Below are 26,691 nucleotides of genomic sequence, written 5' to 3' on the forward strand. Positions count from 1 at the left end.
AGTCCCGCCCCAGCCGCTCATTGCTCGTAATGATCGCGCACCAGCCGGTCGAGCAGCCTGACGCCGAAGCCGGAAGCCCATGACTGGTTGATCTCGTTGGAAGGCGCGCCCATCGCGGTGCCGGCGATGTCGAGATGCGCCCAGGGCGTGTCCTTGACGAAGCGCTGCAGGAACTGCGCGGCGATAATGGCGCCGCCATGGCGGCCGCCGATGTTCTTCATGTCAGCATTCTTGGAATCGATCAGCTTGTCGTATTCGGCACCGAGCGGCATGCGCCACACCCGCTCCTGCGTCGCCTGTCCGGCCGCCGTCAACCGGTCCGCCAACTCGTCATTGTTGGAGAACAGGCCGGCATAATGCTGGCCGAGCGCGACCATGATGGCGCCGGTCAGCGTCGCCAGATTGATCATGAATTTCGGCTGGAAGCGGTCGTTGCAGTACCAGAGCGCATCGGCCAGTACCAGGCGGCCCTCGGCGTCGGTATTGAGCACTTCGATAGTCTGACCCGACATCGAGGTGACAATGTCGCCGGGTCGCTGAGCGTGGCCGTCGACGGCATTTTCAACCAGCCCGACAATGCCGACGACATTGACCTTCGCCTTGCGCGCGGCCAGCGCGTGCATCAGGCCGGTGACGGCAGCAGCGCCGCCCATGTCGCCCTTCATGTCCTCCATGCCCGACGCCGGCTTGATCGAATTGCCGCCGGTGTCGAAGGTGACGCCCTTGCCGACGAAGGCGACCGGGCTTTCCTTGGCCTTGCCGCCGTCCCACCGCATGACCGCGATGCGGGCGCCACGCGGCGAACCCTGCGCTACGCCCAGCAGCGAACCCATGCCGAGCTTCTTCATCTCCTTCTCGGCCAGGATCTCGACCGTGACGCCGAGCGCCTCCAGTTCGGCGATGCGGGCGGCGAATTCCACCGGTCCCAAAACATTGGCCGGTTCATTGACCAAATCGCGCGCCAGCAAGACGCCGTCGATCACCGCCGCTTCATCGGCGAAGGCCTTCTTTGCAGCTGCCGGATCGGCGGTGTGAATAGTCACCTTGACCGGCTTTTTTGGCTCGCGCCTGTCGTCACCATTGTTCTTTTTGGTCTTGTATTTGTCGAAGGAATAGCTGCGCAGCAGGATGCCCGCTGCAAGCTGAACGGCTTGCCTGCCGCTGACGGCCGCACCGGGAAGATCGAGCACGACGGCCACTTCGGTTGCCTTGCGAAAGGATGCGGCAATCGTGCCGCCGAGCTTCAGCCAGGCGTAATCATCGAGATTGGAGCTCTTGCCGGCACCGACCGCCACCAGCCGCTCGATCGATGTCCCTTCCGGTGCCAGCACTTCGACCAGGCTGGCGAATTTGCCGGTGAAGTCGGCGACCGGAAAAGCCCGCTCGAGGGTCTTTGCCGGATCGCAAGCCCTGGCGGCATCGCTGAGGCCGCCCTCGTCGGTCACCAGAACGAAAACGCTGCCTTTTTTGGGCGCGGCGAATTTGGCAAAGGCGATCGAGGGTCTCGAATTCATCATGTCCTGCTTTCGGGGAAGTGAGTTGGATTATTGCGAGAAACGTTCGTCAGTGAGCGGCGGGTTGAAACAGCTCGATAACATTGCCCGATGGATCTTCGAGCAGCGTCTGGGAACCGCCGACGCCCGTTATGATATCGTTGCGAAAGACAAGTCCAGCACTCTTGAGGCGCGCAACCTCTTCTTTCAGGTCCGGCACCACCAACAGGATGCGATTCCAACCTCCCGGCACCGGCTGCCGGCCATCCGGCATCGCCCGTGCACCCGAACTGCCGGGGCCGCTTAGAAGGAGCCGTAAAGCGCCGCGTGTCACGGAAGCAAAAGCCGGTCGCGCGTCCTGTTCAACAGCGAAGCCCAGATGTCCACAGTAGAAGTCGATCGAGGCGGCGACATCATCGACCATGTAGCGAATGCTGACTGGCGTCATGACCATTGACCTTTCGGTTCGAGCACCTTTCAACAAGGCGTGTCTATTGCGGGCGGAACAGTCGGCATAGTCCGGCTCATCATCGCTGCTTGACAATCCGCGCCGCTATCGCTCTGGCCTGAATGCGGGCGTTAGCGAAACAACCGCGAATGCTCGGCCGCATGCCGGTAAACCACAGACCGGGCAATTTCGGATCGGCATCGCCGCCGTTGAAAAGCGGAACGCCCTTGCCGTCGAGAACGCCGAGCTTGCCGAACATCTGCTCCAGACCGGTGCGATAGCCGGTCGCCGCAATGACGATATCGGGCGTGATCAACCTGCCGTCATTCAATACGATGCCGTCTTGGGTAAATTCCCGCAATGGTGGCACCACCACGATCGTGCCTGCCTTTATGGCGCGAACCGCGCCGTCATCGGCTGCGATCGCGGTGTAGTCGGCGCTCAGACGGCTGGCACCGCCTGTGGGAGCCGGCGGAAGCCCAAATTTCGTCAGGTCGCCGAAAACCAGGCGCTGGGTTGTCGCCATCACCGCATCGGCCAGCCGCACCGGCAAGCTCGCCATCAACGGTGAAAGCCTGTGGACGGCGACCTTGCCGATGCGTTTCGGCAGCAGCGACGGGCCGTTGCGGGCCGACAGCCAGATGCTTTGGGCATCTGCATTCGCAAGATGGTTGAGTGCGTCGAACCCCGAATTGCCGGCTCCGACGACCAGCACCCTTTTGCCGACGTAGTCCTTCGCCTCGCCAAAATCGGCCGAATGGATAATCCGGCCTGCAAAATCCTTCATGCCTTTCCACGCAGGAATAAACGGCTGCCGGTCGCGCCCGGTCGCGACGACGACATGACGCGCCAGACGACGTCCGGCGTTCGTCCGCACGGTCCAGTGATCGCCATCGAACGTGATCTCTTCAACGGCAACGCCGAATGCGACCGGCAGACCATGCGCCTGGCTGAAATCGTTCAGATGGCGAATGACGGCCGATTTATGCGGAAAAGCCGGGGTGCCTGCGGGATAGCCGACGCCGGGCAGCGTCGAGAGATCGCGATGCGTATTGAGGTGCAGCCGCTGGTGCCGCCGATGCCAGGGTTCGGCAAGCCGGCTCTCCTTTTCCAGGACGAGCGTCGGTACGCCGGCCTTCATCAAGGCGTGGGCGGCGGCAAGGCCGGCCGCGCCGGCCCCGACCACGATCGCGCCGTCAAAGACCGCTTCCCGACCGGTTTGACCGCGCAATTTTTCCGCTTCCATGCTGGGGCTCAACAGATCCTGACCCGTCTTATCACGCCGCGGCGGTCGCGACCGGCGCGACATTTGGTCGTTTTGCCGCATTTGACAAGACTTTGGCCGAAATCGCTCCCATATGCGATATCGAACCATCCACGATTCGTCGCGGCACGGCCCCGCTTCCCGCCGCAACCTGTTGTTAACCAACAATGTTCGCCCTTTCTTATCCATTGCCGCCGACACTCCGGCCCAGCGGAATTTGCGATCCGGGACAGAACCCAGATCGAACCGCCAAACTGAGCCAGTTGTGCAGCCGGCGCCGGACGACTACCTTGTTCCAAGGCATGATGCCGTTCGAAATCGCCGAGAAAAGCCTTCATGAAGGTCGTTGAACGTTACATCATGCGCCGTGCTTTCGCGGTATTCGCGCTGGCGCTCGTCTGGACGCTGGCGATCGTCTGGACGACTCAGGTGCTCGCCCGCATCGACCTCGTCACCGATAGCGGTCAGTCGGCCCTCACCTTCTTCGAAGTCGCAGCGCTGATCATCCCGACGATCGTTCCGATCGTCGTGCCGTTCGCCCTGGTGGTCGCGGTCGCCCAGATCCTCAGCGTGATGAATTCTGATTCGGAGCTGGCCGTCATCAATGCCGCCGGCGCTTCACGCTGGACCATCGTCAGGCCGATCATGCTTCTGGCACTTGCAGCCAGCGTTTTTTCCTTCGCCGTCGACAATGGCGTCGACCCTTACGCACGCCAGAAGAACCGCGAGTTGATTGCGTCATCGCGTGCCGATCTGTTGTCGTTGATCATCCAGGAAGGCACCTTCCGCAAGATCGACGACGGCCTGTTCCTGCAGGTTGGCGAACGGCTTCCCGACAACCGCCTCGGCGGCATCTTCGTCGCCGATTCGCGCGAAGAAGGCGTCAATCTCGTCTACTACGCCAAGACCGGCAGCATCATCGAACGCGGCGACGAGAAGGTGCTGATGATGAATGACGGCGTCATCCATCGCAAAACCATGACCGGCGACCTCTCGGTGATCCGGTTCACCTCCTACGCCTTCGACTTGTCCGCTTTCATGTCGGCATCATCTGATATCCTGCTTTTGCCGAAGGACCGGACGACCCAGTATCTGCTCAATCCCAGTCCGAACGACAAGATGTACCAGCAAAAGCCGAACAGGTACCTGGCCGAGCTCAACCAGCGTTTTTCCGAGTGGTCCTATTCGCTCGTCTTCGCGCTGATCGCGCTCGCCGTTGCCGGAGATGCGCGCTCGCATCGCGAGGCGCGTGTGCACCCGCTGATCACGGCAATCGCGATCGCGCTGTTCGTGCGCTGGCTCGGGTTCTTTGCCGCCGGCAAGGCCGACAAGGTGCCGCAATATGCCTATATGGTCTACGGCGTCCCGATCGTGGCATCGGCGATCGCCATCTGGTTCATTGTTTCCAACCGGACCATGGAACTGCCGGTTGCCTGGGCCGATTGGATAACCAATCTTGCCGGCCGCTTCAGTGACGGCTGGAGCGCCATCAAGCTCCGTTTTGCCGGGCGTGGCGCATCCGGACAGGGAGCCGGCTGATGGGCTGGACTCTGGGTCGGTACTTCTTCTTTCGCTATGTGACGATCACCATCTGGTTCTTCATCGGCCTCTTGGCGCTGGTGTTCCTGATCGATTTCACCGAGCTTTCCGGCCGCACGACTGGCGTGCCGGGCTTCACCTACGCAACTGCGTTCGCCATTTCGGGGCTCAGGATGCCGATGATCATGCTGCAGACGGTGCCGTTCGTCGGCCTGTTCTCGGCGATGGCGACGTTGGTGTCGCTCAACCGCAAATACGAATTGGTCATTGCCCGTTCCGCCGGGGTTTCCGCATGGCAATTCCTGCTGCCGTGCTGCATCGGGGCGCTGCTGTTTGGAGCCTTGTCGGTCGGCGTCATCAATCCGGTAGCCGCGCACGCCTATTCCTGGTCCGAGGAGATCGAGACCCAGCTCCGTTCGGGCAAGTCGAACAGCGTCTCGGCCGATGCTGCGCCCTGGATCAGGCAGAAAACCAACGCCGGCGATACCATCATCGGCGCGCGCGCCATTCTTAATCAAGGCCTGGAGATGGCCGACGCGGTCTTCTTCAGCTTCAGCCCGCAAGGCGACATCATCGAGCGCAAGGATGCGGCGCGCGCCTTTTTGCGGGACGGCTACTGGGAATTGCAGGACGTCAAGGTGTTCCGGGACGGTACCATCCAGTCGTTACCCAGCGATCGGCTGCCGACCAATCTCAAGCCGGAATTCGTGCAAGAGCGGTTGGCGCGCCCTGAGACCATTCCCTTCTACGATCTGCCCGGCAAGATCGAAGTGGCCCGCTCCTTCGGCCTCAAGGCAAATGCCTTCGCCATGCAGTTCAATTCCCTGATTGCGCTGCCGTTCCTGCTTGTCGCGATGACGCTGATTGCGGCAACGGTATCAATGCGATTTGCGAGGATGGGGCAGTCGGCAACGATGATTCTGGGTGGCATCGTGGCCGGGTTTCTGCTTTATGTCGTTTCGGTGCTGGTCAAGGCATTCGGCGTAGCGGGATTCGTACCCACGGCCGTAGCGGCTTGGGTCCCGGTTGTCGTGGCTATGTTCTTCGGGGTGACATTCCTGCTATACAAGGAAGACGGCTAGTGAGGGAGGCGGTTTTGCGCAGCCATAGGCACGCCGGTTTGGCACGCCTCTCTGCGGCGAGCGCCTTGGCATGCCTGCTTGCCAGCGCCGCCCCGGTTGCTCCGGCTTTCGCCCAGGACGTCAGTGAGCTGGCAACGAAGGTTCCGAGCGGCACGCAGATGCTGTTGGCAGCCGATACGCTGGTCTACGACAACGACAAGCAGACAGTGACGGCCGTCGGTGGCGTCCAGATCGACTACGGCGGCAACCGTCTCGTCGCCCAGCGGGTCGAATACAACCGCAACACCAAACGCCTCGTCGCCAGCGGCAATGTCGAACTCGTCAATAGCGACGGCACCAAAATCTATTCGCAACATGCCGACATCACTGACGATTTCGCCGACGGCTTCGTCAACGCGCTGCGGGTCGAGACCATAGACAAGGCGTATTTCGCCGCCGAAAGCGCGGAGCGCATGGGCGGCGTGCTGACGACGTTCCACAATGGCGTCTACACCGCCTGCGAGCCGTGCGAGGACAAGCCCGACAAAGCGCCGACCTGGCGTATCAAGGCCAGGAAGATCATCTGGAACGGCGAGAAGAAGACGGTTCGCTTCGAGAACTCGAATTTCGAGTTCTTCGGCTTTCCGCTGGCCTATCTGCCGGCTTTCGAGATCGCCGACCCAACGGTCAAGCGCAAGAGCGGCTTCCTGATCCCCGGCGTCGCCTACAAGAGCGATCTCGGCGTCGGTGTTAAAGTCCCCTATTATTTCGCGCTCTCGCCGACCTACGATCTCACTGTCACTGGCAGCGGCTATACCAAGCAAGGTTTCCTCGGTGAGGCCGAGTGGAGGCAGCGCTTCAACAACGGTCAGTACAGCCTGAAGATTGCGGGCATCCGGCAGGAGAATCCCGACGCCTTCATCGACGACAATGGCCACAACGTGAATTCGGGTACCGAAGGCGACCCGAACAGGTTCCGCGGCATGATGGGCACCCAGGGCCAGTTCGCCATCAACCCGCGCTGGGACTTCGGCTGGGACATCCTGCTGCAGAGCGACAAGAATTTCGCGCGCACCTACGACATCGATGGCTTCAACGATAGCGTGCACCGCTCCGAGGTGTACCTGACGGGGCTCAACGATCGCAATTACTTCGACGTGCGCGCCATGCACTTCGAGGTTCAGGAAGACACGCTCGCCAGCGATCCGACTGCACGCGCCGCCAAGCAGCCCTGGGTGCCACCCTCGCTCGACTACGCCTATATCCCCGACATGCCGGTGGCCGGCGGGCAGCTGTCGTTCGACGTCAACGCGCGGGTCATTGACCGCGACAGGCTCGATACGGCTCTTGCAAATTCGGGCATCCCTTCGTCCGTCAACAACGTCCGCGGCATCGACGGTCAATCCGGGCGCCTTACCGCGGAAGCCGAATGGAAGCGCACCTTCACCACCGATGGCGGGCTGCTGCTGACACCGCTGCTGGCGCTGCGCGGCGACGCCGGCTACGTCAACGCTTCCTCGGCCTCGCTCGACGCCGTCAACCAGATGGCGACCAATCTCGGCGTCGAGGACGATATGCGTTCATCGCTTGCCCGCTACATGGCGACCGCCGGCCTTGAGATGCGCTGGCCGGTGCTGTTTTCGATGACCAGTTCCAGCCATGTCTTCGAACCGATGGCGCAGGTATTCATGCGTCCGAACGAGCAATATGTCGGCGGGCTGGCGGTCCCCAACGAGGACGCCCAGAGCTTCGTCTTCGACGCCACGACGCTGTTCGAGCGCGACAAATTCTCGGGCTATGACCGCATGGAAGGCGGCACACGCGCCAATGTCGGGCTGCGCTATTCCGGCGCATATGACAATGGCTGGGGCACCAATGCGGTGTTCGGCCAATCCTACCAGCTGGGCGGCCAGAACTCGTTCGGCACGCCGGACCTGGTCAATGTCGGCGCCTATTCAGGCCTTGAAACTGCAACCTCCGACTATGTCGGCCTTGTCGGCTTCAACAGCCCCAGCGGGTTTTCCGGCTCGGTCAGCGGCCGTTTCGACGAGCAAAGCTTCGAGATCCGCCGCGCTGAGGTAAAGGCCGCCTTTTCAGGCCTGCCGGTATCGCTGAGCGCCAAATACGCCTTCATCCAGGCGCAGCCACTCTATGGCTTCTCAACCGATCGCCATGAGGTTACGCTCGGCGCCTCGACACATCTTGCCGAGAATTGGCGCGTCTTTGGCACCGGCACATATGATCTGGAGCAGAGCGTTCTGGTCAAGGACGGGGTCGGCTTTGCCTATAGTGATTCGTGCTTTACCTATTTGATGACGTTTTCGGAAAGACGTGACCTGAACACCAAGGAAGTATCGCAGAACGTCGGCTTCAACCTGTCGTTCCGCACGCTCGGCGATTTCGGCTCGTCGCAACGCTCCATCGACACCATTCAATAACGGGCAGCGGTCGGCAACGGGGCGGCTGGCGGACGACATTGTTTCGCCGCATAGAGCAGGCACGAATTTTGACGGCCTGAACTGGGATAGGTTCGGCTGAATCGGGATGGAATTGGGATGCTTTCGATGAGGAAATACCTCTTTTCGGCAGGGTTCGCGCTGCTGGTGGCGTTCTCGACCACCGCGGTGACACGGCCAGTTTTCGCCACCGAGATCAAATACGTCGTCAACAATATACCGATCACCACCGGCGACATCCAGCATCGGGCCGCTTTCCTGCGCCTGCAGCACAGAAAGGGCGATGCCGGCCAGGAAATGATCGACCAGACGCTGCGCCTGGCCGAAGCCCGGCGGCTCGGCATCCGCATCAGCGACGAGCAGGTCGATGCCGCTTATCAGCGTTTCGCCACCAGCAACAAGATGCCGCTCAAGCAGCTTGACGGCGCGATGGCGCAATCCGGCGTCACCAAGGAGCATTTCAAGGACTTTATCCGGGCGCAGATGGCCTGGAACCAGGCGCTGACGGCGCGTCACCGTTCCAGCGACGGCGGCGGCGCCATGAGCGAGCAGGACCTCGTCAAGCGCATGCTCGAAAAAGGCGGCAGCAAACCGAGCGCCACAGAGTACATGCTGCAGCAGGTCATCTTCGTGGTGCCGGCGGCCGAGCGCAGTGCGACGCTGGCCAAGCGCAAACGCGAAGCCGACGCTATGCGCGCCCGCTTCAACGGCTGCAACACCACGCGCGAATTCGCCAAGGGCCTGATCGATGTCACCGTTCGCGATCTCGGCCGGGTGCTGGCGCCGCAATTGCCGGCGGACTGGGCCGAGCAGATAAAGGCTACAAAGGTCGGCGGCGCCACCACGACGCGCGAAACCGACCGCGGTGTCGAATTCATCGGCATCTGCTCGTCGCGCGAAGTGTCAGACGACAAAGCCGCGCAGATGGTGTTCCAGAGTGAAGGTTCGAGCGACAAGAACGCCGACGAACTCTCGAAGAAATATGTCGAGGAGTTGCGGAAGAAAGCCCGCATAATCGAGCGCTGAAGTCGACGCGCCGTGGCTGACGCAGAGCTTCCGCTGGCGTTGAGCGTCGGCGATCCGTCCGGCGTGGGGCCGGACATCGCCATCGCTGCTTGGCAGGCCCGCGAAAGCGCTGGCGTTCCGTCATTTTATCTCCTTGCCGATCCGGCACTGATTGCCGCGCGAGCGCACAGGCTCGGCACCGATATCGCGATTGCCGAGACGACGCCGGCGTTAGCGCCGGGGGTGTTTTCGCGCGCGCTGCCGGTGGTGGCGCTTGCTGCCCGTTTCGTCGACAGTCCCGGCCGCCCGGATCCAGCCAACGCCGCCGGCATCATCGAGGCGATCGACCGCGCAGTTGCCGACTGCCTGGCCGGCCGCGCCGCCGCAGTCGTCACCTGCCCCATTGCCAAGAAGCCGCTCTACGACGCCGGCTTTCGCTTTCCCGGCCACACCGAATATCTGGCGCATCTGGCATCGCTTCACACCGGCACCGAAGTGATACCGGTGATGCTGCTTGCCGGACCGGACCTGCGCACCGTGCCGGTCACCATCCACATCGCGCTGGCCGAGGTGCCGAAAGCGCTGACCACGGACCTTATCGTCGCCACCGGCCGCATCACCGCCGCCGACCTTGCGAACCGCTTCGGAATTGCCAAGCCGCGGCTCGCCATTGCCGGCCTCAACCCGCATGCCGGCGAAGGCGGCACCATGGGCACCGAAGACGAGCGGATCGTGCGCCCGGCGGTCGACCGGCTGAGGCAGGAAGGGATCGACGCCTTCGGGCCGTTGCCGGCCGACACGCTGTTTCATGCTCGCGCCCGCGCCGGCTACGACGTGGCGCTCTGTATGTATCACGACCAGGCGCTGATCCCGGCCAAGGCGCTGGCGTTTGACGAGGCGGTCAACGTCACGCTCGGCCTGCCCTTCGTCCGCACCTCGCCCGACCACGGCACCGCCTTCGACATCGCCGGCAAGGGCATCGCCCGTGCCGGCAGCCTGATTGCAGCGCTGAAACTCGCTCGCGTTCTTGCCGATACCGGGAAAAGGCCGTAGGCCCTGAGCCCAATCAGCCATATTCGATGGCCTTAACCCGATGAGCCCGCCTGATGAGCCCAGCCCGATGAGCATAGACGGCCTGCCGCCACTGCGCGAGGTGATCGAGCGCCATGGGCTGCAGGCGAAAAAGGCGCTGGGCCAGAATTTTCTGCTCGACCTTAACCTGACAAGCAAGATTGCGCGAACCGCCGGCGACCTGAGCGACGTTACGGTTATCGAGGTCGGTCCCGGTCCGGGCGGGCTGACCCGGGCCCTGCTCCTCAACGGCGCCCGGCGGGTCGTCGCCATCGAGCGCGATGAGCGCTGCCTGGCGGCCTTGGCCGAGATCGCGAACCACTATCCGGGCCGGCTAGAGATCGTAGCCGGCGATGCGCTGAAAGCTGATTTTGCAGCGCTTGCAAAAGGAGTGCCGGGAAGCGGCGGGCCGGCGAAAATCGTTGCCAACCTGCCCTACAATATCGGCACCGAATTGCTGATCCGCTGGCTGACCGTTACCGAGTGGCCGCCCTTCTACACATCGATGACACTGATGTTCCAGCGCGAGGTCGCCGAACGCATTGCAGCCAGCCCCGGCAGCGATGCCTATGGTCGGCTCGGCGTGCTGGCAGGCTGGCGGACGGAGGCGAGGATTGCCTTCGACGTGCCGCCGCAGGCGTTCACGCCGCCACCCAAGGTGACGTCCTCGGTGGTGCATCTGGTGCCGCGCGCCAGCCCCTTGCCGGCAGAGGTGAAACGGCTCAGCCGCGTCACCGAAGCGGCGTTTGGCCAGCGCCGGAAAATGCTGCGGCAGAGCGTGAAAAGCCTCGGCGGCGAGGCGCTGCTTGCCCGTGCCGGCATCGATCCGACCAGGCGCGCCGAGACGCTGAGCGTCGAGGAGTTCGTTCGCCTGACCAACGCGGTGTGATGCCGGGACGCGTCTGCGTGGAATTTCCGCTCTCACGGCCATAGATAGCCGGACAAACCTGCCCGGAGACAAGCAATGGCCGCCTATGTCATTTCCGACGTCACGATCCGCGACGCAGAGGCGATCGAAGCTTATCGCATCCGCGCGGCTGCCTCCATCGCCCAGCATGGCGGGCGCTATCTGGTACGCGGCGGCGAGGTGGAAATGTTGGAAGGCGACTGGTCTCCCGGGCCGCTGATCATCGTGGAATTCCCCGACATGGACACGACGCGGCGTTGGTACCGCTCCCCAGAATATGCCGCGGCACTGGAACTACGCGACGCCGCGCTCAGCCGCAATCTGATCCTGGTCGCGGGGACAGCGCCTTGATCAATCCGTCTTTTCGTCGAGCAGCCCCGAGACGAAATCGAAGAGGCCCGGCCGGCGATCGCGTCTGAGCCGTTCGGCCGTGACGATGCCGCGCACCTCGGCGAAAGCGCGGTCGAGATCGTCGTTGACGATGACGAAATCATATTCCTTCCAGTGCTCGATCTCGTTGCGGGCGTTCTTGAGCCGCGTCTCGATCACCGCTTCCTGGTCCTCGGCGCGACGCTTCAGCCGCGCCTTCAATTCCTTCATCGACGGCGGCAGGATGAAGATCGAGACGATATCGGCGCGCATCTTCTCCTTGAGCTGCTGAGCGCCTTGCCAGTCGATGTCGAACAGCATGTCGCGGCCTTCGGCCAGCGCCTGTTCAGCCGGCTCGCGCGGCGTCGCGTAGCAATTGCCGTGCACCTCGGCCCATTCGAGCAGCGCGTCCGAATCGCGCAGCCGCTCGAACTCGCGCATGGTGCGGAAGTGATAATGGACGCCCTCGATCTCACTGCCGCGGCGTGGCCGCGTGGTGACCGAGACCGACAATTCGAGGCTGGAATCGCTCTCCAGCAGGTTGCGCGCAATCGTCGACTTGCCGGCGCCTGACGGCGACGACAAGACCAGCATCAGCCCGCGGCGCCGAATGCGGGAACCCACATCCCTAGTGGTCATGGGGCTTGGCAGTCATGTGGCTTGGCATCGGGATCATTCCAGATTCTGGACCTGTTCGCGAAACTGGTCGACGACCGCCTTCAGTTCCAGCCCGATGGCGGTGACCGCGGCAGCATTCGACTTGGAACACAGCGTATTCGATTCGCGGTTGAATTCCTGTGCCAGGAAATCGAGCTTGCGGCCGATGGCGCCACCGCCGGCGAGCAGTGCCCGCCCCGACACCACGTGCGTCTTCAGCCGGTCGATTTCCTCGCGTATGTCGGCCCTGGTGGCCAGGAACGCCGCTTCCATATGCAGCCGGCTGGCGTCCAGGTTGGCAGACGCGTCCATCAACAGGCGGATCTGCTCGGCGAGCCTTTCGCGGATCGTGGCCGGTTCGCGTGATGGATCGGCCTCGGCCCGCAGCGTCAGCGCCTCGATGGCATCGATATGGCCGGACAGCAGGGAACGAAGCGCGGCACCTTCGCTCTGGCGCGCCTGCTGCAGCCCGCTCAGTGCAGTTTCCAGCGCCGACAGTATCGCGGTATCGAGCGCACTGCGCGCCTCTTCGGTTTCGATGGTTTCGGGAATGTCGAGGACGCCGCGCAGCGCAAGCAGCCCGTCGGCCCCCGGAGGGGCTACTCCAAACTGCTCCTGCAGCCGCTTGGCCAACCCCGCCAGATCCTTCAGGAAAGCCTCGTTGACCACGGGTTGCGCTTGCGCGCCGGCGGCGCGGCCAATGGTCAGCGTCATCTGGAAATTGCCGCGCGCAAAACGCTTTTGTACCGTCTGCCGGACGGCCGGCTCCAGCCGGTCGAAACCTTGCGGCAGCCGCAGCCTGACCTCGATGCTTTTGCCGTTGACGGACTTGGCTTCCCAGGCAATCGAAGTGCCGTCGTGTTCGGCGACACTGCGCGCAAAACCCGTCATGCTCTGCAAGTTCATGTAGCCGTGCGTCCCTTTGCCGAATGCCCTTCAAGCCGGAGCGATTTCTCCGGACAGGATCACGTGAATTTCAATGCCATAGCAGCCCTTGCACATCCACCCGGACATGCACAGGGCCAACCTGATGGCGTCCGGCCCTACTGGGCGGCGGTGGCGCCCGCATCGTCAACGATGGCTCCCGCCGGCGTGTCGGCCCCGGTGTTGGTTGCCCCGGCCTTGGCGGCGTCCTGCGCCTGCTTTTTCAGCAGTGCCCGGTAGCGAGCGACATTCTCGTTATGCTCATCGAGCGTCGAGGCAAAGACGTGCCCGCCGCTGCCATCTGCGACGAAGTAAAGATCGCTGGTCTTCGACGGATTGGCGACGGCCTCCAGCGCCGCACGGCCGGGATTGGCGATCGGCGTCGGCGGCAAGCCGTTGATCAGATAGGTATTGTAGGGCGTCGGCTTCTGGATGTCCGACTGATAGATCGGGCGGTCGATGGGTTTGCCCTTGCCGCCGAACAGGCCGTAGATGATGGTTGGATCCGACTGCAGTCGCATACCCTTGGCCAGCCGGTTGAGGAAGACGGCGGCTACGCGCGAGCGTTCATCGCCCTTGCCGGTCTCCTTCTCGACGATCGAGGCCAGGGTGACAAAATCCTCAACGTTGGCGATCGGCAGATCCGGCGCTCGGCGCTGCCAGACTTCGTCGACCAGCTTCTTCTGGTCGGCCAGAAGCTTGTCGACCATCTGCTGGCGTGTTGCGCCGCGGGTGAAGCGCAGCGTGTCGGTGGCGAGGCTGCCCTCAGGTGGAGTGGTCGACGGCATGTCGCCGGTCAGCGCGTCCTGCTCGGCGATCCGTTGCAGCGCCTGCTCGACCGTCAGCCCCTCGGGGATAGTCAGCGAATACATCACCGACTTGCCGCTTTTCAGCAGTTCCATGATGTCGTGCATCGACGCCTGCGGCTTGATCTCGTATTCGCCGGCCTTCAGGGCGGAATCATTGCCGAAGGCGCGCACGCCAAGGCGGAAAATGCGGGCGTCGCTAATCAGCCCTCGCCGCTCAAGCTGGTCGGCGATCTCCTGGACGCCGCTATTCGGCTTGACCAGGAAAGTGTCGCCATTGGCCGACGGGCCGGGCTCGTTGAACTCCTGCTTGCCGAAATACAGCGCAACGCCCGCCGCCAGGACCATCAGCATCACCGAAGAGATGACGAAGTTCATGAACACGACGAACTGGCTGCGCGAGGCACGCGAGCGCTTCGGCGGCGGCGTGCCGGCCTCGGGCCGCAACGCCTCGCTGGCCGTCTTCGGCACGATCGGGCCGGGCGTTGCTGCCCGTTGCCCGAATTCCCCGTTATCGGCCGGATTTGTGTTCATAGCGCCCTACCAATTGATCTTGCGACGAATCCCCTCGGGCAGAGTAGGGGCGAATATGGCAAAATTGACGGCAGACGGAAACCGGCGGAGCGGTCAGCCATTGTAGCGCTGGAAGACGAGCGAGGCGTTGGTGCCACCGAAGCCGAAGGAGTTGGACAGCGCCACGTCGATCTGCCGGGCTCGCGGCTTGTGCGGCACCAGGTCGATCGCCGTTTCGCGCTCCGGATTGTCGAGATTGATGGTCGGCGGCGCGATGTTGTCGCGAATGGCGAGGATCGAAAAGATCGCCTCGGCAGCACCAGCCGCGCCCAGCAGGTGGCCAATCGACGATTTGGTCGACGACATCGATATCTTCGAGGCGGCGTTGCCGACCAGCCGCTCGACCGCGCCGAGTTCGATCGTATCGGCCATGGTCGATGTGCCGTGCGCGTTGATGTAGTCGACATCGGCCGGCGTCAGCTTCGCCCGATTCAGCGCCGCGGTCATGCAACGGAAAGCGCCGTCGCCATCTTCGGCAGGTGCGGTGATGTGATAGGCGTCACCGGTCAGACCGTAGCCGGTGACCTCGGCATAGATCTTGGCGCAGCGGGCCTTGGCGTGTTCGAGTTCCTCGAGCACGACAACACCGGCGCCCTCTCCCATGACGAAGCCGTCGCGATCGCGATCATAGGGGCGTGAGGCCGTTTGCGGCGCGTCGTTGCGCTCGGTGGAGAGCGCGCGGCAAGCGGCGAACCCGGCGATCGAGAGTCTCGTCACCGGCGCTTCGGCGCCGCCCGCGACCATAACGTCGGCATCGCCCCAGATGATCAGCCGGGCGGCATCGCCGATGGCATGCGCACCGGTCGAGCAAGCGGTGACGACGGCATGGTTGGGGCCTTTCAGCCCATGCCGGATCGAGACCTGACCGGAGACGAGGTTGATGATCTGGCCGGGAATGAAGAACGGGCTGATGCGGCGCGGACCGCGTTCATTGAGGATCATCGCATTCTCGGCGATGCCTTCGATGCCGCCGATGCCCGAACCGATCAGAACGCCGGTGGCGCACTGTTCCTCATGCGTCTTCGGCTGCCAGCCGGAATCCTTGAGTGCCTCGTCGGCGGCCGCGATCCCGTACAGGATGAAGTCGCCGACTTTGCGCAGCTCCTTCGGCTCGAGAACGGCTTCAGGATTGAAAGTGGCATTGGAGCCGTCACCGCGCGGAATGACGTGGGCGACCTTGCAGGCAAGGTCTTCCACCTCGAATTCGGTGATGCGCTTGGCTGCGCTGCGGCCGGTCAGAAGCTCCTTCCAGCTGTGCTCGAAGCCCATGCCGAACGGCGAAAGCAGCCCAAGGCCCGTGACGACGACACGCCTCATCGCAGGTCCTCCCCGGTGATGACTGCAAATAGCGTCAGGCGGAGGCCTTGTCGATGTATTTCACCGCATCGCCAACAGTCAGGATGGTCTCGGCGGCGTCGTCCGGGATTTCGACACCGAACTCTTCTTCGAACGCCATGACAAGTTCGACCGTGTCGAGGCTGTCCGCGCCCAGATCATCGATGAAGCTCGCCTGCTCCGTCACCTTGTCGGCATCGACGCCAAGGTGCTCGATGACGATCTTCTTGACGCGCTCTGCGGTGTCACTCATTTGGGCATCCTCGTCTTTTGGTTGTCTGTCTTCGTTAGCGGGCAGAATGCCGCTAATCAAGCTGAAAGATGGTCCTGCCGGAAACGCAGCGGAACAGGACCGGTTTTTGCCCGAACCGCCGGGTTGCGGGCGGCATTACACGAAAAATCCTGTGCATCCAAGACGGAATGAAGCGTTTTCCCAAGTGTTTAGATCATTGCCATGCCGCCATTGACATGAATGGTCTGGCCAGTGACGTAGGCTGCCTCGTTGGAAGCTAGGTAGGCGACGGCAGAGGCGACTTCGGCGCCCGTGCCCATGCGCCGGGTCGGGATCGCCGCCATGATCGCCTCCTTCTGCTTGTCGTTGAGCTTGGCGGTCATCGCCGATTCGATGAAGCCCGGGGCGACGCAGTTGACGGTGACATTGCGGGTGGCGATCTCCTGCGCCAGTGATTTTGAAAAGCCGATCATACCGGCTTTGGAGGCGCAATAATTGGTCTGGCCGGGATTGCCGGTGACGCCGACCACTGAGGTGATGTTGATGATGCGGCCATGGCGGCGCCGCATCATCGGATGGGTAAGCTCGCGGGTCAGCCGGAACACGGCGGTCAAGTTGACCTCGAGCACGCTATCCCAGTCGGCATCAGCCATGCGTACGAACAACCCGTCCTTGGTGATGCCGGCATTGTTGACGAGGATGTCGACGCCTTCGAGATCGGCCTCCGCCTTCTGGCCGAGCGCCTTGACGTCGTCGCGATTGGAAAGATTGGCCGGGAAAAGCTTGACCCGGTCGCCCAGTTCGGCGGCCAGCGCCTCCAGTTTCTCGATACGTGTGCCGTGCAGGCCGACGATGGCGCCCTGGGCATGCAGCACGCGGGCGATCGCCTCGCCGATGCCCCCCGATGCGCCGGTAACGAGCGCCTTGCGGCCGGTCAATTCGAACATTCTTGCCTCCTGATCTGAGCGAACACCCTTCGCATGGAGCGGTGTCAAATCGCCAGTTGATTATGCAAGCTTCGCCAGCGCCGCCTCGACATCCGCCGCGGATCCGATGGCAGCGGTGGCAATGTCGCCGTTGATGCGGCGGGCCAGCGCCGACAACACCTTGCCGGCGCCCACTTCGTAAAGTGTGCCGACGCCATTGCTGCCGAACCACTCCACCGTTTCGCGCCAGCGCACGCGCCCGACCACCTGTTCGACGAGGCGGCGGGCAATCTCGTCGGGATCGCTCGTCGGGGTCACCGTAACATTAGAGACCAGCGGCACGGCGGGCGCACTCTTAGTCACGGCCGCCAGCGCCTCCCGCATGATCTCGGCCGCAGGCTTCATCAATGCCGAATGGAAGGGCGCCGAGACCTGCAGCATCAGCGCCCGCTTGGCGCCCTTCTCCGTGCATAGCTTCGCAGCCAGTTCGACTGCCGGCCTGGCGCCGGAGATCACCAGCTGGCCGCCGCCATTGTCATTGGCGATCTGGCAAACCAAGGCTTGCGCGGGATCTTTGGCGGTGCCCTGGGCGGCCTCTGCGCAAGCGGCCTCGACGTCGGCCTGTTCCAGCCCGATGATCGCCGCCATGGCGCCCTCGCCGGCCGGTACAGCCGCCTGCATGGCATTGCCGCGGATACGCAACAGCCGGGCGGCGTCGGCGACCGAAACGAAACCAGCGGCCGCAAGTGCCGAATATTCACCGAGCGAGTGGCCGGCGACATAGGTGACCTCGCCGTTCAGCGAGAAGCCGCGCGCCTCCAGCGCCCGGACTGCGGCAAGTGACACCGCCATCAGCGCCGGCTGGGCATTGGCGGTCAGCGTCAGCGTCTCTTCCGGGCCTTCCCAGATCAGCTGCGATAGTTTTTCGCCGAGCGCGTCGTCGACTTCCTCGAAGATCCGCCGCGATTCCACAAAAGTATTGGCGAGGTCCTTGCCCATGCCGACAGCCTGGCTGCCCTGCCCCGGAAAGGTGAATGCGATGGCCATCGTCGGCTCCCAGCTGCTGGTTCTCGTTGCCTGTGACGCAAGGCGTGCGGCCAAGTCAAGCCCAACCTTGACCACGTAATGTCGGCCGAGTGCCTGTTTCGGCAGGCTTTTTGGCGATCACTCATGATGAAAACCGCTCACGATTTGTTTGCTGGCTCTTCTTATTTCCGCCGCAGACGCTAGGCTTTGCGTGACAGTTCGATGACAATCGAGTGACGCTTTTGTTGCGGGCCGGGGAACTATTGAAGTGGCAAAGACCAAGCAGAGCGCAGCCGAGGCGGCGCCACAGTTTCTTGAAGGCGATCCGTCGACCGGCTATCTACCGGCGCGCAAATGGCCTGTCATCCGCTATGGCCTTATCAGCTTGCTGGCTGCGGCGATCCTGGTGTTTGCCATCGAACTGATCGTGCGCGGCAACTTTGCCGGCACCATTGATTTCTTTCTGCAGCCTTTCAAACCCGGCTGGACCACGATCATCATTTTTGCGCTGATCCTCATCGGCCTCGACGCCGTGCTCGGCCGCAGCCATCAGAGCCTGATGATCGTCGCGCCGCTGACATTGTCGCTGGCGTTCGTCGGCCACCAGAAGTCGCTCTATCTCGGCGATCCGCTCTATCCGACCGATTTCCTCTATTCCCGGCAGATCGTGGCACTGATGCCGCTCCTGGTACGCGATCGCCCGGGAACCGCCATTGCCCTGGCGATCGGCATTGTCGGCGGGCTGTCGCTGCTCGTCTATGGCTGGCGGCTATGGCGCCGCCGCGTTCCGGCACTCAGCCACAAGGGCCGCCTTGCCCGGCTGACGCTGACGGTGCCGCTGATCGCCTTCTTCGTCTCCATCATGGACTATGCCACTTTCTCGTGGACGCGCGACCGGCTGCAGATCATCCCGATCATGTGGGACCAGAAGGAAAACTATGCCTCAAACGGTTTTGCGCTCGCCTTCGCGCTGAACGTCCCGATGGCCCACGTCTCGGCGCCGCCCGGCTATTCCGACAAGGCGATCGAAGCGATAGGCAAACCGCAGGTAACGGCCTCGGTACCCGCCGAGAAGCCCGACATCATCGTCGTCATGAGCGAATCCTTCTGGGATCCGACCAAGCTGCCCGGTGTCACCATCACGCCCGACCCTATCCCCAATGTGCGGGCACTGCGCACGGGCTACATGTTCTCGCCCGAGTTCGGCGGCATGACGGCCAACATCGAGTTCGAGGCCCTGACCGGCTTTTCCAACGCCTTCCTGCCGGCGGGCAGCATTCCCTACCAGCAATATGTGCGGACACCGACCCCCTCGCTGGCGACCTTCCTGAAAAGTCAGGGCTACCGGGCACGCGCCATCCATCCCGGAACCAACTGGTTCTGGAACCGGGGAGCCGTCTATGCCGATTTCGGCTTCAACGACTTCAAATCCGAGGAGACGTTGCCGCCCATGCAGAAGCGCGGACCGCTCGCGTCGGACGCAGCTATGACGGACGAGATCATCCACGAGGCCGATACCAGCGCCGAGCCGGTCTTCTTTTTCGCCGTCAGCCTGCAGAACCACGGACCATATGAGCCGTATCGCTATAACAATCCGACCCACAAGGTGCAGGCGCCGATCAGCCAATGGGCGCGTGAATCGCTGTTGAGCTATGCCGAAGGCTCTTCCGACGCGGACCGCGGCCTCGAGCGGCTGATCGAATGGGCGAAGAAACGCGAGCGGCCGACCGTCATCGCCTTCTTCGGCGACCATCTGCCGCCGCTTGGGCCGGTCTACGTCGAGACCGGCTTCCTGAAGGACAATGTCGCGCCGCGCAAGGAGGCGGCCGACCAGATGCTGCTGCACCACCAGACGCCGTTGATCGTCTGGTCGAACCGCAGCGGCCCGGCCGAGGATCTGGGCGCCGTCAGCCCGGCCTTTCTGCCCTACCATATCCTCAAGACGGCCGGCATCAGTCATCCCTATTACACCGGCTTCCTCGGCCAGTTGCGGGATCGCTACCGCGTTATCGACCGCAATCTGCTTTTGGCACCGGGGGGCGACGCCACCCCGGATTGGTCGCGTCGAAAAGAGATCGATCCGGCAATCCGCGACTTCCGTCTGCTGCAATACGACATGATGTTCGGCAAGCGCCATGCGGCACCCGATTTCTTCCCCGAAACCACAGGCAAAGTGGCTGCACACACGAGTTGAGCAGTGGCGGCGGGAGAGCGGCCGACGTCGTTCAGTTCGTCAAGTGCAGCTGCGAAATCGAGCTTCCGATCTTCAGGAAGACGCTTTCGAGCTGACTGACGTCGTTGGTCGGGTAATAATCCGACGGCGACGATGCGCAGGCCTCGTAGAGCTTGCGGTTGGCTGCGGTGTCGGCCTGCAGCAGCACTGTGAAGATCTGCACGTCCTGCTTCTTCAGCGTGTTGCATATATTGGTTGTCCAATCGTCGACATTGCGCGCAGCCGCGGTCTGGTCGCTGGATCCAAACCGACCCGAGGCCAGGAATCCGTAAGAGCCATAGTCCGACTTCTGTGGCGTATCCTTCGCGCCATAGACAACATTCTCGCCGTCGGTGAGCAGCAGCACAGTTTTGGTCGTCCCTGACGCCCTGAAAGGCGCGCCGTCGCTGTAAGGCGGTTCCGGCGAGAGCACCCGCATCCCCCATGACAAGCCTTCCGAAACATTGGTCCCCGAACCGTTCCATTCGATCATCTCACCGACGGCCTTACGCAACTTGTCGAAATCGTCGGTCAGCGGCACTATCGGCGTCGGGCAGGCCCGGTTGGGGCCGATAGTCAGCGGGCCTCTCTTGTCGTTGATCAGTTTCATCGTCGAAACACTGTACTTCGCCATGTCGCTGGTGAGGCCGGGAAGCAGGGTGACAACGGTATCGTCGAGATAGGAATTGTTGTAGCCGGTCGCTGAATTGCCGTAGGAGCTGTTTGGATTTTTAGCGTTACCTGGATCGTCCGGAGCGAAATAGGGTACAAACAGGGTGTCCGGTTTGTTTTGGTCGGGCGAAATGTCGGAAACATTGTTGGTTCCGGGCCGCGCTTCGACGCAGCCTCTCCATTCGACGGCCAATTGCTTGAACAGGTCCATATGGTTGACGCGCTTGCCGCCGACCAAGGGGAAATTGGCGCCATTGTTCGGCGATTTGCCGGCCATGTCGATCCAGGCCGGATCGTAGTCCTCGCCCTTGACGTTGACCGCGGTGACGAACGGCACCACCGCGACACGTACGCTGCGCGTCGGCGACTTCGCCGCTTCGAGCATATCGATCAGGGCCGTCGCCGCCGTCCGCAATGCGCCGATGCGATCGTTGCTGGCCATCGATCCGGTATTGTCGAGCACCAGCACGACTTCGAGCTGATTGGTCGATTCGACGGCGCCGGCATCGACGGTGATGCGCTTGTCGTTGCCGAACAGGAAGGCGAAGTTCAAGTTGACGTCCGCCGTGGCGACAGCCTTTGTCTGGATGTAATTGAGGCCCCTTTCCACGGCAAGCGTCGCTTCGGCGTTCCTCAACTCGCTGTGACCGGCGACATTGGTCTGGAAGTAGCGGTCGAAGACGTCCTTGCGCGAAGCCTCGATGTCGCCGAGATGCGAAGACGCAAGGTTCGCGGCATCGAGCGCATTCTGCAAGCTGACCTTGGCCCTCATCAAGGTGGACACGTCCACGGCAAAGGCCACGGCGGTCAGAACCGCTGGCAGCCCGAACGCCAGCATCAGGGCAAAGTTGCCGCTCTTCGAACGGCAGAATTTGTCGAAAAGCATTTTTATCCCCAAAACCGCCTTGCTGCCGACCTCGCGCAGGCTGTTGGTTTTGCATCCGCATGATGAACGACGGGTTGCCGCCACGCCCGCCGGTGCTGGAACTTCGCATGGTGGTTAAGGTCCGGTTTCAAGAAATCCGTGAAAACACCGCCATCGAGGCCCGTGGCGCTCTGGGACGGTAGGGCCGCTTGCTTCGTGGTTTGGCCTTGCTTTGCGGTCAAATTCCTGTATAGACGCCCGCAATCTGCCGGTCCTTGCTGGGGGCTGAACGGAGGGCCGGAGGTTTTTCGAAGCCTTCGCGTGAAGCCAGAAGCGCTTCCGCCTCCCGTGTCTCCGCTCTCGACCGTCTCGTCATGCTCCTTTCTTCCCCGCCTTCGCAAGGATTGCGGGTCAGAGAAGTTGCAGAGGCTTTTGCCGCCGGGAACCGGGAGAGAAACGAAGAAAGGCACGAACACTATGGCACTATACGAACATGTGTTTCTTGCCCGGCAGGACCTCTCGCAGCAGCAGGTCGATGCGCTTGTCGAACAGTACAAGGGCGTCATCACCGCGAATGGAGGGTCCGTCGGCCGGGTCGAGAACTGGGGACTGAAGTCCCTCACCTACCGGGTCAACAAGAACCGGAAGGCATATTATACACTCATGGACATCACCTGCCCGCCGGCCGCGCTCAATGAAATGGAGCGCCAGATGGGCCTGTCCGAGGACGTGCTGCGTTTCCTGACCATCAAGGTCGACGCGCATGAGGAAGGTCCGTCGGCAATGATGCAGAAGCGCGAAGAGCGCTCGGAACGCGGCGGCTTCGGCGATCGCGACCGTGGCGATCGTGGCCCGCGCTCATTCGGCGACCGCGATCGCGGTGACCGTGGTGATCGTCCGCCGCGCAGCTTCGGCGATGGCGGTGCCGATCGTGGCCCGCGCCGTCCGCGCGAAGGCTTTGAAGGAGCCGCAGAATAATGGTCGACATCAATCAGATCCCAACACGGCGCCCCTTCCACCGTCGCCGCAAGACTTGCCCGTTCTCCGGCGCCAGTGCGCCGAAGATCGACTACAAGGACGTGCGGCTTCTGCAGCGCTACATTTCCGAGCGCGGCAAGATCGTGCCATCGCGCATCACCGCCGTCAGCCAGAAGAAGCAGCGCGAACTCGCCAAGGCGATCAAGCGTGCCCGCTTCCTCGGCCTGCTGCCCTACGTGGTCCGCTAAAATCTACGCGGGCGGTTCGCCGCCCGCTTTTTTTCGCCGGCCACGACGGGCGTAGCCGGATCGAACACCAAATCCCGGGTTGGATTTCGACAAGAGGTCCTAACTGCCGCGACAGGCAGGACAGCGACACAGGCGGCGACGCCCCAGCTTCCTGACCTGTTCCAGACAATCGGCGCCGATCCTGAGGATAGCGCTCAAGCGAAGGAACAAAACCATGGAAGTCATTCTTCTCGAACGCGTTTCCCGCCTCGGCCAGATGGGCGACACCGTCAAGGTCAAGGACGGGTTCGCCCGCAATTTCCTGCTGCCGCAAGGCAAGGCGCTGCGCGCCAACGAAGCTAACAAGAAGAAGTTCGAGGGACAGCGCGCCCAGCTCGAAGCCCGCAACCTGGAGCGCAAGTCCGAGGCCGCGCAGATTGCTGAAAAGCTCGACGGCAAGAGCTTCATCGCCGTGCGCTCGGCCGGCGAAACCGGTCAGCTTTATGGTTCGGTCTCGACGCGCGACATCGCCGAGCTGGTGACGGCGGAAGGTTTTTCGGTCAACCGCAACCAGATCCTGCTCAACCAGCCGATCAAGACCATCGGCGTCACCAATGTGGCGATCGCGCTGCACCCGGAAGTCGAGGTCACCATCACGCTCAACATTGCCCGCACGGCCGACGAAGCCGAGCGCCAGGCCAAGGGCGAAACGCTGACCACCGCCGAAGCCATTTACGGCGAGGACATCAACGACAATGCGCGGCCGGAAAACTTCTTCGATCCGAATGCGGAGTTCGAAGGCGGCGAAGACAACGGCTGATCGTCATTCGTCGGCATTCGCCGGCTAATCGCTATTCTGGACCAATGCCCGGGCCTCGCACCCGGGCATTTTTATGCCAAATGGAACTTTTCGAACCCCTATATCTTGATGCAGAATAGGACAGCATGTCTGGCCGAGAGGGGACAATTGGTCATGAATATTCTGCTTAAGCGCGTTCTCGACCGCCTGGTCCGCACAGGCAATCTCAAGGTGACAGGGCCGCAAGGCTCGATGGTGACTTTCGGTGACGGCAGCGGCGAGCCGGTGCACATGCATATCAAGACAAGGCATGCCGAGCGCGCAATAACCTTCGACCCGATGCTGGCGGTGCCGGAAGCCTACATGGATGGTGAACTCGACATTCTCGAGGGCGGTGTGCTGGGGGTGATGCGCATTGCCTTCCAGAACATGGGCAGCGGCGGTATCGATGCCACCTGGTCGAAGGCGATCGAGGGTCTGCGCCACGCCTTCCGGCGCCTGCAGCAGATCAACACGGCGTCGCGGGCGCGTCGCAACGTGCAGCGCCATTACGATCTGTCGGGCGACCTCTACCGCCTCTTCCTCGATGAGGACATGCAATATTCCTGCGCCTATTTCGAGCAACCGGACATGACGCTCGACGAGGCACAAGCGGCCAAGAAGCGCCACATAGCCGCCAAGCTCAGGCTGAAGGCCGGCCAGACGGTGCTTGATATAGGCTCGGGCTGGGGTGGGCTTGGCCTCTATCTCGCAAAGGCATTCGACGTCGACGTACAGGGCGTGACGCTGTCGACCGAGCAGCACGGCGTCGCCACCGACCGTGCTCATGCGCAAGGCCTGCAAAACCGGGTGCATTTCGACATCAAGGACTATCGCGAGCTCAATGAGCGTTTCGACCGCATCGTCTCGGTCGGCATGTTCGAGCATGTCGGCGTCAATCATTTCCGCACCTTCTTCGACAAGTCGGCGACGCTGCTGAAGCCGGACGGCGTCATGCTGCTGCACACGATCGGCCGCTCCGGCGTGCCGTGGGCAACCAGCGCCTTCATCCGCAAGTACATCTTCCCGGGCGGCTACATCCCGTCGCTCTCCGAAGTGATGCCCGCCATCGAAAAATCGGGGCTCGTCGTCACCGATATCGAGGTTCTGCGGCTGCATTATGCCGAGACCCTGAAGCATTGGGGCGAGCGCTTCGCCGCCAACCGCGACAAGGCCAAGGCGATTTATGACGAGCGCTTCTGCCGCATGTGGGAGTTCTATCTTGCGGCCTCTGAAGCTGCCTTCCGATGGCAGGATTTGGTGATCTTCCAGATCCAGATCGCCAAGAAGAACGACACGCTCCCGATGACGCGCGACTACATGGCCAGTTGCGAGAAGGCGCTGGAGATGCGCGATCTTGGACGTCGCGAAAAGGCTCCGGCGGCCAAGCCCGCTCGCCGCCGCAAGGTGGCGGATCCGGAGTAGAAGGCCGGCGAGCGCGCTATTGCTGCTTGCCATTGCCGGCTGGCGCGCTGAAAAGGGTCCCGTCAACGCGGGACCTTTTTTCATGACCTACCTCCTCTACGTCGCCGCTGCACTTGCCGAGATCGCCGGCTGCTTTTCGTTCTGGGCATGGTGGCGGCTGGACAAGTCGCCGCTGTGGTTGGCGCCCGGTCTCGTCTCGCTGGTGCTATTCGCGTGGCTGCTGGCGCTGGTCGACATCAGCGCGGCGGGCCGGGCCTATGCCGCCTATTGCGGCATCTACATTGCCGCCTCGCTGGCCTGGCTGTGGCTGGCGGAAGGCATCCACCCCGATCGTTGGGACCTTGCCGGTGCCGCAATCTGCATCATTGGCGCCTCGGTCATTCTGCTCGCACCTCGGGCTGCGTGAGCGATGGAACTGCCCGTCTTACTCAGACAAGGCGTCGACCGCCTTCTCGAACAGGTGCCGCTGCCGATGCTTAAGCAAGCGGCAAAGACGCTGTCGGACCGCTACCGCGCCGAGTTGCGCGACGGCCGCCTGCACATGGCCGAAGACATGGCGGTGAAGGCCTATCTGGCAACGCGGCTGCCGGCGACCTATGCTGCCGTCCGCGCCAGCCTCGATGCGGTAAGCGAGGCGCGGCCCGATTATGCTCCGAGGACCCTGCTCGATGTCGGCGCCGGCCCTGGCACCGTGCTTTGGGCCACAATCGATCTCTGGCCCGATCTCGAACAGGCGGTGCTGCTTGAGGCCGGCGCCGCGGTGCGACGGGTCGGCGAAGCGCTTGCCGGGGATGCGATCACGGCCAGGACCGCCTGGCGGACGGGCGACGTCACCATCGACCTGGTCGGTCTGGAGCCGGCCGAGCTGGTGACTTCAGCCTATGTGCTGGATGAGATCGCGCCGGCGTCGCTGGCAAAACTCGTCGACCGGCTCTGGCAGCTGACCGCAGACACGCTGCTGGTCGTCGAGCCGGGCACGCCGGCCGGCTGGCAGCGTATCCTTGCCGTGCGGCGGCAGCTGATCGAGGCGGGGGCGCACGTGCTTGCGCCCTGCCCGCATGAGGCGCCCTGCCCGCTCGTCGCGCCCGACTGGTGCCATTTCGCCCGCCGCGTCGCCCGCTCGCGCCTGCACCGTCTGGCCAAGGATGCCGAGGTGCCGTGGGAGGACGAGAAATTCATCTTTGTCGCCGCCTCCCGCCATCCGGGCGCTCCGCCTCGAGCGCGAGTGATCGCACCGCCGAAGTCGGGCTCCGGCAAGGTCTTGCTGAAGCTTTGCGAACAGGATGGGAGTGCTGCCGCGCGACTGTTCACCAAGCGCGACGGCGAGACGTTCAAGGCCGCGCGGCGACTGGACTGGGGTGATGCCTTGCCGGAATGACCGG

The 26,691-nt window shown here is 62.8% G+C and carries 25 protein-coding genes; 14 read left to right on the forward strand and 11 right to left on the reverse strand.

Annotated elements, in window-relative coordinates:
* Window positions 1-17: 17 nt before the first annotated feature.
* From NKI19_RS29240 to NKI19_RS29250, 3 genes are all read right to left on the reverse strand, one after another.
* On the reverse strand, window positions 18-1,514 hold the full coding sequence (locus tag NKI19_RS29240) for a leucyl aminopeptidase (RefSeq protein ID WP_352567432.1): 1,497 nt from the start codon (window positions 1,512-1,514) through the stop codon (window positions 18-20).
* 49 nt (window positions 1,515-1,563) lie between these two features.
* On the reverse strand, window positions 1,564-1,947 hold the full coding sequence (locus tag NKI19_RS29245) for a VOC family protein (protein WP_352471101.1): 384 nt from the start codon (window positions 1,945-1,947) through the stop codon (window positions 1,564-1,566).
* Between the two features lie 73 nt (window positions 1,948-2,020).
* Complete coding sequence (locus tag NKI19_RS29250; protein ID WP_352454410.1) at window positions 2,021-3,187, reverse strand: flavin-containing monooxygenase; 1,167 nt, start codon at window positions 3,185-3,187, stop codon at window positions 2,021-2,023.
* A gap of 354 nt (window positions 3,188-3,541) precedes the next feature.
* On the opposite strand from NKI19_RS29250, the gene lptF reads away from it, so the two are divergent.
* The 7 genes from lptF to NKI19_RS29285 all read left to right on the forward strand — a co-directional run bounded on the left by lptF (window position 3,542) and on the right by NKI19_RS29285 (window position 11,595).
* Complete coding sequence (gene lptF / locus NKI19_RS29255) at window positions 3,542-4,744, forward strand: LPS export ABC transporter permease LptF (protein ID WP_352567433.1); 1,203 nt, start codon at window positions 3,542-3,544, stop codon at window positions 4,742-4,744.
* The gene (lptG, locus tag NKI19_RS29260; protein WP_023677695.1) at window positions 4,741-5,826 is read left to right on the forward strand and encodes an LPS export ABC transporter permease LptG; all 1,086 of its coding nucleotides are present in this window, start codon (window positions 4,741-4,743) and stop codon (window positions 5,824-5,826) included. Before lptF ends, lptG begins: the two co-directional genes overlap by 4 nt.
* Entirely contained in the window at window positions 5,826-8,243 is a 2,418-nt protein-coding gene (locus tag NKI19_RS29265) for an LPS-assembly protein LptD (RefSeq protein ID WP_352567434.1), read from the forward strand. The genes lptG and NKI19_RS29265 overlap by 1 nt, the downstream gene beginning before the upstream one ends.
* 117 nt (window positions 8,244-8,360) lie before the next feature.
* Window positions 8,361-9,287, forward strand: a complete 927-nt coding sequence (locus tag NKI19_RS29270; RefSeq protein ID WP_352453231.1) for a peptidylprolyl isomerase — start codon at window positions 8,361-8,363, stop codon at window positions 9,285-9,287.
* A gap of 12 nt (window positions 9,288-9,299) precedes the next feature.
* A complete protein-coding gene (gene pdxA, locus NKI19_RS29275; RefSeq protein ID WP_352471098.1) occupies window positions 9,300-10,319 on the forward strand; it encodes a 4-hydroxythreonine-4-phosphate dehydrogenase PdxA in 1,020 nt (339 codons plus the stop codon).
* Window positions 10,320-10,386: 67 nt separating this feature from the next.
* Window positions 10,387-11,226, forward strand: coding sequence for a 16S rRNA (adenine(1518)-N(6)/adenine(1519)-N(6))-dimethyltransferase RsmA (gene rsmA / locus NKI19_RS29280; RefSeq protein ID WP_352567435.1), 840 nt, complete (start codon window positions 10,387-10,389; stop codon window positions 11,224-11,226).
* A gap of 75 nt (window positions 11,227-11,301) precedes the next feature.
* Window positions 11,302-11,595: a DUF1330 domain-containing protein gene (locus NKI19_RS29285; protein ID WP_352567436.1), complete on the forward strand. Its 294-nt coding sequence runs from the start codon at window positions 11,302-11,304 to the stop codon at window positions 11,593-11,595.
* Here the strand turns inward: NKI19_RS29285 and gmk are convergent, their stop codons facing one another.
* The 7 genes from gmk to fabD form a co-directional block, all read right to left on the reverse strand.
* Window positions 11,596-12,252 (reverse strand): guanylate kinase, encoded by a 657-nt coding sequence (gene gmk / locus NKI19_RS29290; RefSeq protein WP_023719822.1) that lies wholly within the window; start codon window positions 12,250-12,252, stop codon window positions 11,596-11,598. It abuts the gene before it with no gap.
* Between the two features lie 33 nt (window positions 12,253-12,285).
* A complete protein-coding gene (locus NKI19_RS29295) occupies window positions 12,286-13,176 on the reverse strand; it encodes a YicC/YloC family endoribonuclease (RefSeq protein WP_352567437.1) in 891 nt (296 codons plus the stop codon).
* Between the two features lie 137 nt (window positions 13,177-13,313).
* Window positions 13,314-14,534: an endolytic transglycosylase MltG gene (gene mltG / locus NKI19_RS29300; RefSeq protein ID WP_352567438.1), complete on the reverse strand. Its 1,221-nt coding sequence runs from the start codon at window positions 14,532-14,534 to the stop codon at window positions 13,314-13,316.
* 93 nt (window positions 14,535-14,627) lie between these two features.
* Window positions 14,628-15,890 carry a beta-ketoacyl-ACP synthase II gene (gene fabF / locus NKI19_RS29305; protein WP_352567439.1) on the reverse strand — a complete coding sequence of 421 codons (1,263 nt, stop codon included), beginning with the start codon at window positions 15,888-15,890 and terminating at the stop codon, window positions 14,628-14,630.
* A 34-nt stretch (window positions 15,891-15,924) separates the two neighbouring features.
* A complete protein-coding gene (locus tag NKI19_RS29310; protein ID WP_006203723.1) occupies window positions 15,925-16,161 on the reverse strand; it encodes an acyl carrier protein in 237 nt (78 codons plus the stop codon).
* 188 nt (window positions 16,162-16,349) lie between these two features.
* Window positions 16,350-17,087 (reverse strand): 3-oxoacyl-[acyl-carrier-protein] reductase, encoded by a 738-nt coding sequence (gene fabG, locus NKI19_RS29315; RefSeq protein WP_352567440.1) that lies wholly within the window; start codon window positions 17,085-17,087, stop codon window positions 16,350-16,352.
* A gap of 60 nt (window positions 17,088-17,147) precedes the next feature.
* Window positions 17,148-18,113 (reverse strand): ACP S-malonyltransferase, encoded by a 966-nt coding sequence (gene fabD / locus NKI19_RS29320; protein ID WP_352567441.1) that lies wholly within the window; start codon window positions 18,111-18,113, stop codon window positions 17,148-17,150.
* A 247-nt stretch (window positions 18,114-18,360) separates the two neighbouring features.
* Between fabD and NKI19_RS29325 the strand changes: the two genes are divergently transcribed.
* Window positions 18,361-20,286 (forward strand): LTA synthase family protein, encoded by a 1,926-nt coding sequence (locus NKI19_RS29325; protein WP_352567442.1) that lies wholly within the window; start codon window positions 18,361-18,363, stop codon window positions 20,284-20,286.
* A 31-nt stretch (window positions 20,287-20,317) separates the two neighbouring features.
* On the opposite strand, the gene NKI19_RS29330 is transcribed toward NKI19_RS29325, so the two are convergent.
* Window positions 20,318-21,862 (reverse strand): pilus assembly protein TadG-related protein, encoded by a 1,545-nt coding sequence (locus NKI19_RS29330; RefSeq protein ID WP_352567443.1) that lies wholly within the window; start codon window positions 21,860-21,862, stop codon window positions 20,318-20,320.
* 456 nt (window positions 21,863-22,318) lie between these two features.
* Here NKI19_RS29330 and rpsF point away from each other — a divergent pair, with 456 nt between their 5' ends.
* From rpsF to NKI19_RS29360, 6 genes are all read left to right on the forward strand, one after another.
* Window positions 22,319-22,819, forward strand: coding sequence for a 30S ribosomal protein S6 (gene rpsF, locus NKI19_RS29335; RefSeq protein WP_292663863.1), 501 nt, complete (start codon window positions 22,319-22,321; stop codon window positions 22,817-22,819).
* Entirely contained in the window at window positions 22,819-23,067 is a 249-nt protein-coding gene (gene rpsR, locus NKI19_RS29340; RefSeq protein WP_352567444.1) for a 30S ribosomal protein S18, read from the forward strand. The genes rpsF and rpsR overlap by 1 nt, the downstream gene beginning before the upstream one ends.
* A 214-nt stretch (window positions 23,068-23,281) precedes the next feature.
* The gene (gene rplI, locus NKI19_RS29345; RefSeq protein ID WP_254820243.1) at window positions 23,282-23,866 is read left to right on the forward strand and encodes a 50S ribosomal protein L9; all 585 of its coding nucleotides are present in this window, start codon (window positions 23,282-23,284) and stop codon (window positions 23,864-23,866) included.
* Window positions 23,867-24,019: 153 nt separating this feature from the next.
* Window positions 24,020-25,309, forward strand: a complete 1,290-nt coding sequence (locus tag NKI19_RS29350) for a cyclopropane fatty acid synthase (protein ID WP_352567445.1) — start codon at window positions 24,020-24,022, stop codon at window positions 25,307-25,309.
* Window positions 25,310-25,391: 82 nt separating this feature from the next.
* Complete coding sequence (locus NKI19_RS29355; protein WP_352567446.1) at window positions 25,392-25,715, forward strand: YnfA family protein; 324 nt, start codon at window positions 25,392-25,394, stop codon at window positions 25,713-25,715.
* 3 nt (window positions 25,716-25,718) lie between these two features.
* Window positions 25,719-26,687 carry a small ribosomal subunit Rsm22 family protein gene (locus NKI19_RS29360; RefSeq protein WP_352567447.1) on the forward strand — a complete coding sequence of 323 codons (969 nt, stop codon included), beginning with the start codon at window positions 25,719-25,721 and terminating at the stop codon, window positions 26,685-26,687.
* Window positions 26,688-26,691: the final 4 nt, after the last annotated feature.

It is taken from the genome of Mesorhizobium sp. M0751 (genome assembly GCF_040320265.1).
In the GTDB taxonomy this organism is placed as follows: Bacteria; Pseudomonadota; Alphaproteobacteria; order Rhizobiales; family Rhizobiaceae; genus Mesorhizobium.